We start from the raw sequence: 11718 nt of genomic DNA on the forward strand, positions 1-11718 counted from the left end.
CAACACAATGGATTTACAGCTCACCGGCAAGCTGGCGCTGATCACCGGCAGCACCGCCGGCATCGGCTATGCCATCGCCGCCGGCCTGGCGCGCGAAGGCGCGCGGGTCATCATCACCGGCCGCACGCAGGCCGGCGTGGACGAGGCGCTGGGCAGCCTGCTGGCCGATACCGGCGTGCTGGGGCAGGGCTTTGCCGGTGATCTGGGCGAGGCGGCGGTGTGCGCGGCACTGGCGGTGACTTACCCCGATGTGGACATCCTGGTCAACAACCTGGGCATTTTCGAGACCAAGCCTTTCGAGGACATTGCGGACGCCGACTGGCTGCGCTTTTTCGAGGTCAACGTGATGGCCGGCGTGCGCCTGGCGCGGGCTTTCGTGCCGGCCATGCGCACGCGCGACTGGGGGCGGATCGTGTTCATTTCCAGCGAAAGCGCCATCAACATCCCGGCCGAGATGGTGCACTACGGCATGACCAAGACCGCCCAGCTGGCCGTCTCGCGGGGCCTGGCCGAGTCGCTGGCCGGCACCGGCATTACCGTCAACAGCGTGCTGCCGGGGCCGACCCGCTCGCGCGGCGTGGTCGAGTTCCTCGAAAAAATGGCCGCCGAGGCTGGTCAGCCGGTGGCCGACATCGAGCGCGAGTTCTTCAACCGCGCCCGGCCCAGTTCCCTGATCCGGCGCTTTGCCGAGCCGGCCGAGATCGCGGCCATGGTCACCTACATCGTCAGCCCGCTGGCGTCGGCCACCACCGGAGCCGCGCTGCGGGTCGATGGCGGCATCGTGCGCAATCCGTTCTGAAGCGAGGCCGCGCATGCCCGAAGGCAAATCATTCTGGTCCAGCGTGCCGGGCATACTGACCGCCTTGGCCGGATTGCTGACCGCGGTCGGCGCGCTGGTGCTGGCTTTTCAGCAAGCCGGTTTGCTGGGCAAGAGTGGGCAGGCCGCGGTGTCAGCGTCCGCGGCAACCCAGCCGCCTCTGCTCGAGCGCCTTGGCGTGTCCGAGGTCGCGCGCGTGACGCTGCGCGGCGTGCCGACCACGCTCACGCCCGAGCGCCTGTCGGCAGCGCTGGTGGACCACGGCATGTTCGATGCGTGGGTCAACCCGGCGGGAGCCGGCATCGAAAACCGCTTCGAGGTCGTGGTGCGCGACGAGGCGATGGTGGTCAAGGACGCCACCACGGGTCTGGTCTGGCAACGCGACGGCACTGCCGGCCTTGATCTGGCCCAGGTGGCCGAAGCGTTGGCGGCGCTCAACGCCGGCGGTTATGGGGGCTACCGGGACTGGCGCCTGCCGACCGCCGAGGAAGCAGCCTCGCTGATGGAACCAACGTCCATCGACAGTCGGCACATCGACCGGGTATTCGGCCGTGGCGTCGATTTTATCTGGACCGCCGACCGCACGCCGTCGGGCGATGCCTATGTGGCCTATTGGTTCGATGGCCGGCTGGCGACCGAACGGCCCGACTTTCACGCCTGGGTGCGCGCGGTGCGCTGAACGGGTCTGCGGTGATTTCGCCGTTTCCAAAGGCGCCGTACGCGCCCCGGTAACGGTGCGCGGCGACAACGGCGTTATTGCCGACGGTGACGGCGATCAGGCGTGCTGGCTCATTGCCGCCCCCAGCGCCGGTAGCGCCATTGCCAGTAGGCAGGGTGGGCGCGGATTTCCGCCTCGGCCATCCGGTACAGCGTCTGCAGGGTCGGATCGTCCTCGCGCAGGGTGCCGGCCGGCGCCGGCAGCGGCGGATGTATCACCACCTCGTGCAGTTCCGGATGCAGGAACACCGGCACGATCGGCGCCCGGGCCCGGCGCGCCAGCACCAGCGGCCCGGCCGGCATCGGCACGCGCTTGCCGAGGAACTCGATCGGGATGCCGCCGTCGTTCTTGACGCCCTGGTCCAGGTAGATCATCACCACCCGCCCGCGGCGCAGCGCATCGAGCACGCGCGGGGCGGCGGCCTGATCGCGCTCGATGCGGATCGCCTCCAGCCCCAGCCGCTGCAGCGCCTCGATGTAGTAACCGGGCGGCACCTGACGCGCCTCGCGGATGACGATGGTGACCGGGTAGCCGGCCTGCGCCAGCCACAGCGGCACCTTGCCGAAATGCCCAAGATGCAGTCCGACGCCCAGCACGCCACGCCCGCCGGCCAGGGCCTGATCCAGATGCTCGCGGCCGTGGGCCGTGACCGGTCCCAGGAACTGCGCCGCGTCGATCGTGCCGTCGACCAATTGCAGGAATTCGAGGGCGCCGATGCTGGCGTCGCACAGCGATTCGCGAGCGATGCCTGGCAGTTGCGCCGCCGGCTGCCCCGGCAGGGCCAGGCGCAGATTGGCAAGATCGCGTCGCCGCTGGGCCGGGCGCAGCGCGTAGTTGAGCCCGCCAACGCAGCGCCCGACCCGATGCGTGGCCCGCGGATGGCCGGCCAGGACACGCGCCACGGCGCGCAGCAGGCGAAACACGCCGCGCCGCCAGGCGCGGCGCAGCGGCAGCCACACGCGCTTGGCGAGCGTGGCCATCAGCTGACCGGCTCGCTGGCCCGGTGCAGGGTGCCTTTCACGATATGGAAGACGTGGTCGGAAACGTCCAGTAGCGCCGGCCGGTGGGTGATGGCCAGCAGCGTGTAGCGGCCCTTCAAATCGCGCAGCGTGTCGCGCACGGCCACCTCGGCGGCGGCGTCCAGCGCCGAGGTCGGTTCGTCCAGGATCAGCAGCGCCGGCTGGTGCACCAGCGCGCGGGCGATGGCGATGCGCTGGCGCTGCCCGCCGGACAGCTTGCCGCCGCGTTCGCCGACCGGCGTGTCCAGGCCCTGTTCCAGGGTCGCCACGAAGTCCCAGGCGCCGGCCTGGCGCAGTGCGCGTTCGGCGTCGTCACGGCCCAGCGCCGGATCGCCCAGCGTCACGTTCACCAGCACGCTGTCGTGCAGCAGCAGCGTGTCCTGCGGCACGTAGCCGATCATGCGCCGCCAGGTCTGGCGGTCCAGCTCCGGCAGCGGCCGGCCGTCGATCAGCACCTGCCCGGACTGCGGCTGCAGCAGGCCGATGACAACATCCACCAGCGTGGTCTTGCCGGCGCCGGACGGACCGATCAGGGTGGTGAAGTGGCCGGCCGGGATGACCAGGTTGATGCCGTCGAGTACCGGCTGTTCGCCATATGCGAAGCGCACATCGCGCAGCTCCACGCTGCGGGTCAGGCTGGGGACGGCGCTGCCGGTAGGCGGTTCGGCAGCGGCCTGCGCATCGACGATTGCGTCGTGCAGCATCCAGAATCCGCCTTCGGCGCTGACCATGCGCTGGTATTCGCGCTGCACCTTGGTGAAGTAGCCCAGCAACCGCGCCAGCAGGAAAATCACCACCATCACCGACGCCAGCGACAGGCCAAGGTGCGCCATGGCCAGGTACAGTCCGCCCGCCGCCAGGGCCGCCAGCAGGGGCTCCTGCACCGCCGGCAATGTTTCTTTGGCGATCACCTGCTTGCGCAGCGCCTTGTCGATCTGGCGCGTCTGACGGGCCAGGATGCCGTCGGCCAGATCCTCGCGGCCCATGGCCTTGAGCGGCTTGACCGATTGCAACACGTCCGTGAGGTAGGTCACGAGTCTTGCGGTCAGCTGCGACTGGCGTGTGCCGGCCTGGCGGGCGCGGCGCACCAGCCCGCCCATGCCCGACATCAACAGGCCGCCGAGCAGCAGCGCGGCAAGCGTTGCCTGCCAGGACACCAGCAGCGCCAGCACCGCATAGACCAGCCCCTGGACCAGCACCGCCATCATCTGCGCGGCGTCGAAATAGGCGCCGGCGGCGCGGTTCGATTCGCCCGAAATGGCGTTGGAAAGCCGACCGATCGGTGTACGCAGGTAATACTCCCAGCGGCTGCCCAGCACGGCCCGCAGCAATCCGAGCCGAATATCGGTCGCGACCCGCGCCACCGTGTAGCCGACCTGCGCATTGGCGGCCAGCCGCAGCGCAGCCTTGCCTGCCATGGCGAGCACCATCAATGCCAGCAGCGGGCCCAGCTGCGGCGAAATGCCCAGGCCGGCCAGGAACTGCCTCACCTGCCGGGCCGGCAGCGGCAGGCCGGCGCCGTCGGCGTCGCCGGACATCGACACCAGCATGGTCAGCAGCGAGGACAGGCCCAGTCCGTCCAGCAGTCCGGCCAGCAGCAGGGCCAGCAGGGTCAGCAGGCTGCGGGCAGGATAGGTGCGGGCAAAGTGCAGCAGCAGGCGCATGGTTCAGCGTGTCCGTTGCACCGCCGCCGGCCGGTAGCCGGCGGCAACGCGGTAGTAGAGGTGGCGAATCACCTGCCCGCGCCAGTGGATGATCTGTTCCTGGATCGGGCCCACCTCGACCAGCGCGGCATCGACCTCGGGACCTTGCAGGTCCTTGCGCTCGAAATCCACCAGCAGCACCGGCCTTTTGCCATTGCTCTGATCGTCGAACCAGTACTCGAACATCGCTCCGCCGCGCCCGACGATGTTGCGCGAGGTGATGTTGTCGCGCCGGCCGTCGGTATCGTAAAAGGCCAGCCCCGCCGCGATCGACCACTTGCTCATGCCGGCCACTAGCGGCCGCTGGCCGGTGTCGCGTTGCACCTGTTGTTCGAGCTGGTGCACCGCCGCAGCGGCCTCGCGCCAGGCCAGGTAATCGACGTTGCGGCTCGGATATGGCACGCCCGGCAGGCCGAACACGATGTACACCGCCGTGCTCGCGTAGATCGCGCCCAGCAGGTACAGCGTGGGTCGCCAGGCGCGCGCGAGGAAACGCCCCAGCCGGTCAGCGGGCGCCGCCGGCAGCGTCAGCGTGGTGGCCAGAAACGGCAACAGGCCGATATAGGCCGGTCCGGTCCAGTGAAAGTGCGGGTAATTGAACAGGCTGAACGCGAAAAAAACGCCAAACGGCACCGCCGCCGTCCACAGCAAAAGGCACCGGCTGCGCGCGTCTGCCACCGCCCGTGCCCGCCATGCAGGACGGGTGGCAACGCCCCAGGCGGCCAGCGCTCCGGTAGGGAACAACAGCAGCAGCACGTGCGCCACCAGCAAATGGGTGGAGAACTCGTAGCTCTGCTGGACGCGCCGGGTGCTCTGGAAGGCAAACGAAGCCCAATCGTGCGCCGCGTTCCACGCCAACACCGGCCAGAACAGTGCCAGCGCCAGCAGCGTGGCCAGATAGGGCTGCGGGCGGGCCAGCCAGCGTCGCGCGACTGGGTCCGTCAGCACGAAGCCGGCGGCGCCGGCCGCCAGCAGCACGATCGGATACTTGGCCAGCAGGCCGAGTCCCATCGCCAGGCCCACGCCCAGCCAGGCACCGCGCTGATCGTGCACCAGCGCCCGGTGCAGATAAAACACCCCGGCCGACCAGGCCGCCACCAGCGGCGCGTCCGGCGTCATCAGAAAGCCGGACAGGAAAAACCCGGGCAGGGCGCAGCCGAGCAGCACCGCCGCCAGCGCCTGTTGGTGTCCGCCGCCGACCTCCCGCGTCAGGCGCCAGATGTAAACCAAGGCAATCACTCCGCAGCCGATCGCGCCCAGCCGCACGCCGGCCGGCGTGTTGCCCAGCAGGTGTGTGCCCAGCCAGTTCAGCCAGGCCACCAGCGGCGGGTGATCCAGAAAGGCCAGCTCCATCCGCTGCGAGTAGAGCCAGTAATAGGCTTCGTCGACGATCGGGTCGGCCAGCGGAAAGAACACCAGCCGCAGGGCAATGAATAACCCGGCCAGGGCCAGCAGTCCGCGCGTCGACACGATGGCCGACGAGGTCCAGTTCAGGGCAGGGGCGGGTGGGTTCACGGACGGGCTGGGGTGGCAGCAGGGCGCGGCATGATACCGCTGCCGTTCGAGGGATCGGCGCGCTAGCCCGCCGGCTCGTCGGCCGGCCCGGAGAGCTGAACGAACGATTGCTAAAGGCGCAATCCTGCGTATACTCAAAACCACGGCAGACAGACCCCGCAGCGCAAGGAGGCGCAACCATGACGAAGGTGGTTTTCGTAGAGGCAAACGGCACGCGGCACGAGGTGCAGGCCCGCGATGGCCGCTCCCTGATGCAGGCGGCGGTGCAAAACGCCGTGCCGGGAATCGATGCCGACTGCGGTGGCAAATGTCTGTGCGCCACCTGTCACGTCATCCTGCCGGCGGACTGGTACGCGCGCCTGGGTGGCCCCAACCCCGAAGAAAAAGAAATGCTGGACCCCACGCCGGAGCGCACGCCGACCTCGCGCCTGTCCTGCCAGATTCAGGTCTCCGACGCGCTGGAAGGCATCGTCGTGCAGCTTCCCGCGTTCCAGATGTAGGCAGGCACGGTGTCTTCGGGTGCTCACTCGCGCAGGACAGAGTCATGCTGGACTCGGTGAGCCGCCGTGGATTCATGGATGTCGATCCGTACGGCATCCCGCTCCAAAAAATCGACGTCCGCCAAGCCGACCATTACCAGCGCCACGCGCGCCGGGGGTTTTTCGAGCGCCGGCGGCGGGAAGACCCGGTCCGCCACGGCCGGGACGGCGGCGCAAACGAACACGGTCGCCTCAGGCGAGGCGGCTTCGATCACTTCTGACGATGAGGGAACATCATGTTGGATACCGTCAAACATCTGCGCATGCTCGACCAGGATCCGTTCGGGATCGCGCTGGACAAGATCGACGTCAGCCAGGCTGAGCTTTACGAGCACGACGCGCAATGGGGTTTTTTCGAGCGCCTGCGCAAGGAAGACCCGGTGCATTACTGCGCAGACAGCGAGTACGGCCCGTTCTGGTCGGTGACCAAGTTCAACGACATCGCCCATGTCGAGAAAAACCACCAGCTTTTCTCGTCCGAGCCGACCATCACCATCGCCGACCTGCCGGAAGCAATTCCCTTCCAGAGCTTCATCCAGATGGACCCGCCCAAGCACGATGTGCACCGCGCGGCGGTGCAGCCGGTCGTGGCGCCAGCCAACCTGGCCAAGCTCGAGCCGATCATCCGCGAACGGGTCGGCAAGATTCTGGACGAATTGCCGGTCGGCGAGTCCTTCGACTGGGTGGAACGGGTGTCGATCGAACTGACGACACAGATGCTGGCGACCCTGTTCGATTTTCCCTTCGAGGAGCGGCGCAAGCTCACCTTCTGGTCGGATGCCACCACCGGCGCACCCGACATCAGCGGCGGTGACTTCATCACCCCCGAGGACCGCGACGTGGCGCTTGCCGACTGCGGCGAACACTTTGTCCGGCTTTGGCACCAGCGGGTCAGCAAGCCGGGTAACGACCTGATCTCCATGCTGGCGCATTCCGAGCGCACCCGAAACATGATCGACTCGCCCATGGAATACCTGGGCAACATCATCCTGCTGATCATCGGCGGCAACGACACCACCCGCAACTCCATCACCGGCGGCGTGCTGGCGCTGAACCAGAACCCGGCCGAGTACGACAAGCTGCGCCGCGACCCCACGCTGATCCCGAACATGGTGTCCGAGATCATCCGCTGGCAGACGCCGATCCTTGGCATGCGCCGCCGCGCCATGCAGGACACCGAACTGTTCGGCAAGCAGGTCCGCAGGCACGACAAGGTCATGATGTGGTACGTGTCCGGCAACCGGGACGACGAGGTGATCGCCGACCCGATGAGCTTCAAGGTCGACCGCGAGAACGCCCGGCACCACTTGTCCTTCGGCTTTGGCATTCACCGCTGCATGGGCAACCGCCTGGCGGAAATGCAGCTGCGCGTGTCCTGGGAAGAAATCATGAAGCGTTTCCGCATGGTCGAGGTCGTCGGCAACCCGGTACGGGCCAAGTCCAACATCATCCGCGGGTACCGCAGCATGCAGGTGCAGGTACATCCCTGGTAGCCATGTCGCGCTGCGGTGGGCGGCGCGCGACGGCCGCGCGCGCGCCGCGGCAAAAAACGCGGTATGCTGCCGCCCGCAATGTTTGTCTGTCGTGGTCAGTGAGTGTGCGTTTGGTTTTTGATCGTCCCCGGCCTGTTTGCCCCGCAGCTGCTTTCCCGGCCAGTGAGCCCACCGTGGTTCGCGCCCCCGGCGTCCGAAAAAGCGCTCGCCTTATGAAACCCTGCCCCGTGCGTCTGGTGCTGTTTGCGCTGGGCGTTTTGTCGCGTTCCGCCGGCTTTTTTCCACGGACCTGTAGTCCGTACCGTCTACCGCCCGCATCCTGACCCGAGTGCCCAGTGGCCAAGCCAAACTATTCGTTCGAGAAACGTCAGCGCGAGCTGGCGAAGAGCAAGAAAAAAGAAGAAAAGAACCTGCGCAAGCTCGCCAAGAGTTCCGCGCAAGGGGATGTGTCGGCGCAGTCGCCGTCTGATGAATCGGCATCCGCCGACCCCGGCGTTCCTGCCGGGAATCCTTGAAACTTTGGAGTGCTTGTAAATGCAGCAAAACAAACTGTACGTTGGAAATTTCCCCTACTCGGTCACCGAAGACCAGCTGCGGGCGTTGTTCTCGGAGTATGGGCAGATCACCGATCTGGCCATGATCATGGACCGCGAGACCGGTCGTCCGAAGGGCTTCGCCTTCATCACCTTCGCGGCCCAGCAGGCGGCCGAGAAGGCGCTGGAACAGAACGGTCGTGACCTGGGCGGTCGCCCGCTGAAGGTGAACATGGCCATGGAGCGTGACGCCAGCCGTGGCCCGCGTCCGGGCGGCGGCGGCGGCTTCGGCGGCGGCGGTGCCGGTCGCGGCCCGCGCTACTGAGCGAATAGTTCGCTGTTAAAAAGCCCGGATTTTCCGGGCTTTTTTTTGCGCCGGATTTTTCCGGTAAACGGCGTGCCGTGTTTGCAATCGAGCCCGATCTACCGGTGGTGTGCGATCCTTGCGGTGTCGGGCAAGGCTCCGATGGATAACACGACTTGCAGGGACGGAGGAGGCTGGACATGGCAGACATGCAGGGCAAGGTGTGCGTGGTCACCGGCGCCAATTCAGGCATCGGCAAGGCGACCGCGCAGGGATTGGCCGCCGCCGGCGCCACGGTGCTGATGGTGTGCCGGGACCGCGCTCGCGGCGCAGCGGCCGAGCAGGACATCCAGGCCGCTACCGGCAATGCGGCGGTCGAGTTGTGGCAGGCCGATCTTGCCTCGCTGGCCGACATCCGACGCCTGGCGGGCGAGCTTCTGGTGGCCCATCCGGTCATCCACGTGCTGATCAACAATGCCGGCGTGATGGTGGAAAAGCGCCAGATGTCCGCGGACGGTTTCGAGCTGCAGTTCGCGGTCAATCACCTGGCACCGTTCCTGCTCACCCGGCTGCTGGAGCCGGCGCTGGCCGCCGGCGCGCCGGCGCGCGTGGTCAACGTCAGCTCGCGCGTGCACAGCATGGGGCACATCGATTTCGACGACCTGCAAAGCACGCGCAAGTACAAGATGTTCGCCGCCTATGGGCGCTCGAAACTGGCCTGCGTCATGGCCACCTACGACCTTGCCGAACGCTGGCAAGCGCTGGGGATTACGGTGAACTGCCTGCACCCGGGCGTGATCGATACCAACCTTGGCGGTATGCCCGGCTTCATCAAGAAATTGCTGCCCAAGGCGGACAAGGGCGCTCGCACGTCACTTTACCTGGCCACGGCGCCCGAGGTGGCCGATGTCACCGGGCAGTATTTCAGCGGCTGCAAGCCCGCCAAATCGTCAGCCGAGTCGCACGACCGCGCCGTGCGCGCGCGCCTGTGGCAGGAAACGGAACGCATGGTGGGTCTGGTGGCCTGAGGGCAGCGCTGATTTATTCAGCGCTGCCCGTCCGGGGCAGGATGCCCCGGCATGAAGCAAGCACGAAGTGCTTGCTTCATGGAGCCCGTCGCGGGCGTGTACCGCGACGAGGCGAGCTGAAAAATGCCACGGACGGCATTTTTCAGCGTCTCCCTGAGCGGACCTGCCCGCGGCCCGCCTATAGCGTGTAGAAATCGATCAAAGCCGGCACCCGGTCGTTCTGCAGGCGGATTGTCTTGCGGGCGAACCGCCAGCCCGAACCGCTTTTCAGCAGCCCCAGTTCATAGCGGCCGAAGTTGCTGTGTTGTTTTTCGGTCCGCGGGTTGTAGACCAGGACCATCCAGTTGGCGCGTGCGGTAATCGCGTCGGCCGACTCGAAGCTCGCCTCGATGTTGCTCACGAAATGCGTGGTGCGCGGCAGCGGCATGGCGGTCACCGACTTGCCGGACTGTAAGCGCATCACGCGTTCTTCAAGACCGCGGCGGCTGTCGTGATGGATCTGGGAAATCTCGGTGTCCGGATCGGAGGTTTGCGCGTATTCATCGCGCCAGGACGGCACCCAGTAGACGGCGTCCGGGGTGTACAGCTCCAGCCAGGCGCCCCAATCGCGGTCGTCCAGACACCGGCATTCGGCGTGCAGCAGGTCGGTGGTTATGGAAGTGGCAATCGGGTCGGGCATCCGGGTCTCCTGCGTTGCAAGCGGGCGCCGATCAACCGCCCTGCATCAGCCGGCGCCATTCCCGGTAACCGGCGTGGATGGCGGTCTCGTCGCCAAACGCGAGGCCGGCCGAGCTGGCGTTGCAGCGGGCTTCGGTGAGCCCGAGCGGCGCGAAGGTAAGCGGCAAGGACGGCGGCGCTGCCATGCCGCGCGAATAGCCCTGCGTGTCGCCGGCCGCCTGCGCAGCAAAGCCGTCCTGGCTCAGGGCGTACATGACGTTGTCGTCAGAGGTGGCAAGACCGCCGGCGTTGAAAAATTCTTCGTACTGGCGGATGCGAAAGCGCCGCGCCTGCGGATTTTCGCCGCGCGGGGCGAGGCAGTGCGAGCTCATGCGTGTCCTGTCCACCGCCAGCGGCTGCCAGGTGCGCAGCTGCAGCGACTGGATGTCGATGATCTGCAGGTTCGGAAAGATCGTCAGGTTGCGCTGGCGCAGCATCCAGTCCAGTCGGGCTTCGCCGACCCGCTGCCTGACCGTCTCCAGCAATTCCGTGTCGCGCACCAGCGGACGGCTTTCCGGTCCCTGGCCGGGCGCGCCGACCGACCAGGACATGGCGTGGCCGCGGGCGGTGCTGATGGTGCCGGCAATGATCTGGCCGGGTGGCTGCGGGGCCGGTCCGGCGCGCGGCCGTTGGCGCACGATGTCCACGAAGGCGGCATGCGTGGTCGCGAAGTGATAGGCGTCGAGGCCGTTCTCGAACTGCAGCTTCCAGTTGCCGTCGTAGGTGTAGCTGGCCTCGCCGGGGATGTATTCGAGGCCGTCCGGCGCCTGGTCGGCGACCAGATCGAGCAGCTTTCGCGCCTCGCCCAGATGGTCGTCGAGGCTCGGCACGTCAGCCGACAGACTCGCGAACACGAAGCCGCGATAGCTGCCCACTCGCGCCAGCGGGACCAGGTCGTGACTTTCGTCGTCGAAGGCCGGCGGGTAGTGCCCGTCTTTTTGATCGGTGATGCCGACGTTGCGCCCGGCACTGTCGTAGACCCAGCCGTGGTAGGGGCAGGTGTGGAACTTGCGGTTTCCGGCGCGAAACGGGCACAGCAGCGTGCCTTTGTGGCGGCAGCTGTTCAGGAACGCGCGCAGCGTGCCGGCGCCGTCCCGCGTCAGGATGATCGGCTGGCGGCCGATCTGGCGGGTGACGAAGTCGTGCGGCTGTTCGATCTCGCTTTCGAGCGCCACGAAGACCCAGGTCGCCTCGAAGATGCGTGCCATTTCGAGCTCGAATACCTGCGGGTCGGTAAACGCGGTCCGATGCACGCGAAACACGCCCGCCTCGGGACGGTCGTCGACCAGGCTGCTCGCCTCCACGAAAGCTCCTCCTGATATCGCCACTGCG

13 protein-coding genes are annotated in these 11718 nt (G+C 67.1%); 8 read left to right on the forward strand and 5 right to left on the reverse strand.

Annotated elements, in window-relative coordinates; all coding sequences use genetic code 11:
• The first annotated feature begins 7 nt into the window (after nucleotides 1-7).
• Together PG2T_RS12055 and PG2T_RS12060 are read left to right on the forward strand one after the other, a co-directional pair.
• Nucleotides 8-799: an SDR family NAD(P)-dependent oxidoreductase gene (locus PG2T_RS12055; protein WP_068805826.1), complete on the forward strand. Its 792-nt coding sequence runs from the start codon at nucleotides 8-10 to the stop codon at nucleotides 797-799.
• 13 nt (nucleotides 800-812) lie between these two features.
• Complete coding sequence (locus PG2T_RS12060) at nucleotides 813-1496, forward strand: Lcl C-terminal domain-containing protein (protein WP_068805829.1); 684 nt, start codon at nucleotides 813-815, stop codon at nucleotides 1494-1496.
• Between the two features lie 110 nt (nucleotides 1497-1606).
• On the opposite strand, the gene PG2T_RS12065 is transcribed toward PG2T_RS12060, so the two are convergent.
• The 3 genes from PG2T_RS12065 to PG2T_RS12075 are packed head-to-tail and all read right to left on the reverse strand — an operon-like array spanning nucleotide 1607 to nucleotide 5772.
• Nucleotides 1607-2515, reverse strand: a complete 909-nt coding sequence (locus PG2T_RS12065; RefSeq protein WP_068805832.1) for a lysophospholipid acyltransferase family protein — start codon at nucleotides 2513-2515, stop codon at nucleotides 1607-1609.
• The gene (locus tag PG2T_RS12070; RefSeq protein WP_068805835.1) at nucleotides 2515-4218 is read right to left on the reverse strand and encodes an ABC transporter ATP-binding protein; all 1704 of its coding nucleotides are present in this window, start codon (nucleotides 4216-4218) and stop codon (nucleotides 2515-2517) included. The genes PG2T_RS12065 and PG2T_RS12070 overlap by 1 nt, the downstream gene beginning before the upstream one ends.
• Nucleotides 4219-4221: 3 nt before the next feature.
• On the reverse strand, nucleotides 4222-5772 hold the full coding sequence (locus PG2T_RS12075) for a glycosyltransferase family 39 protein (protein ID WP_145931085.1): 1551 nt from the start codon (nucleotides 5770-5772) through the stop codon (nucleotides 4222-4224).
• 179 nt (nucleotides 5773-5951) lie between these two features.
• Here PG2T_RS12075 and PG2T_RS12080 point away from each other — a divergent pair, with 179 nt between their 5' ends.
• From PG2T_RS12080 to PG2T_RS12100, 6 genes are all read left to right on the forward strand, one after another.
• Nucleotides 5952-6272: a 2Fe-2S iron-sulfur cluster-binding protein gene (locus tag PG2T_RS12080; RefSeq protein ID WP_068805841.1), complete on the forward strand. Its 321-nt coding sequence runs from the start codon at nucleotides 5952-5954 to the stop codon at nucleotides 6270-6272.
• 44 nt (nucleotides 6273-6316) lie between these two features.
• Entirely contained in the window at nucleotides 6317-6532 is a 216-nt protein-coding gene (locus tag PG2T_RS12085; protein WP_068805843.1) for a hypothetical protein, read from the forward strand.
• Between the two features lie 15 nt (nucleotides 6533-6547).
• Entirely contained in the window at nucleotides 6548-7804 is a 1257-nt protein-coding gene (locus PG2T_RS12090; protein ID WP_068805846.1) for a cytochrome P450, read from the forward strand.
• Nucleotides 7805-8139: 335 nt separating this feature from the next.
• A complete protein-coding gene (locus tag PG2T_RS15595; RefSeq protein ID WP_075968178.1) occupies nucleotides 8140-8319 on the forward strand; it encodes a hypothetical protein in 180 nt (59 codons plus the stop codon).
• Nucleotides 8320-8338: 19 nt separating this feature from the next.
• Complete coding sequence (locus tag PG2T_RS12095) at nucleotides 8339-8662, forward strand: RNA recognition motif domain-containing protein (protein ID WP_068805848.1); 324 nt, start codon at nucleotides 8339-8341, stop codon at nucleotides 8660-8662.
• Nucleotides 8663-8841: 179 nt separating this feature from the next.
• Nucleotides 8842-9669 (forward strand): SDR family oxidoreductase, encoded by an 828-nt coding sequence (locus PG2T_RS12100; RefSeq protein WP_202816338.1) that lies wholly within the window; start codon nucleotides 8842-8844, stop codon nucleotides 9667-9669.
• Between the two features lie 178 nt (nucleotides 9670-9847).
• Here the strand turns inward: PG2T_RS12100 and PG2T_RS12105 are convergent, their stop codons facing one another.
• Both PG2T_RS12105 and PG2T_RS12110 read right to left on the reverse strand, forming a co-directional pair.
• Complete coding sequence (locus tag PG2T_RS12105) at nucleotides 9848-10348, reverse strand: aromatic-ring-hydroxylating dioxygenase subunit beta (protein WP_068805851.1); 501 nt, start codon at nucleotides 10346-10348, stop codon at nucleotides 9848-9850.
• 31 nt (nucleotides 10349-10379) lie between these two features.
• Entirely contained in the window at nucleotides 10380-11690 is a 1311-nt protein-coding gene (locus tag PG2T_RS12110; protein ID WP_068805854.1) for an aromatic ring-hydroxylating oxygenase subunit alpha, read from the reverse strand.
• Nucleotides 11691-11718: the final 28 nt, after the last annotated feature.

The sequence above is a fragment of the Immundisolibacter cernigliae genome, assembly GCF_001697225.1.
GTDB classification, from domain to species: Bacteria; Pseudomonadota; Gammaproteobacteria; order Immundisolibacterales; family Immundisolibacteraceae; genus Immundisolibacter; species Immundisolibacter cernigliae.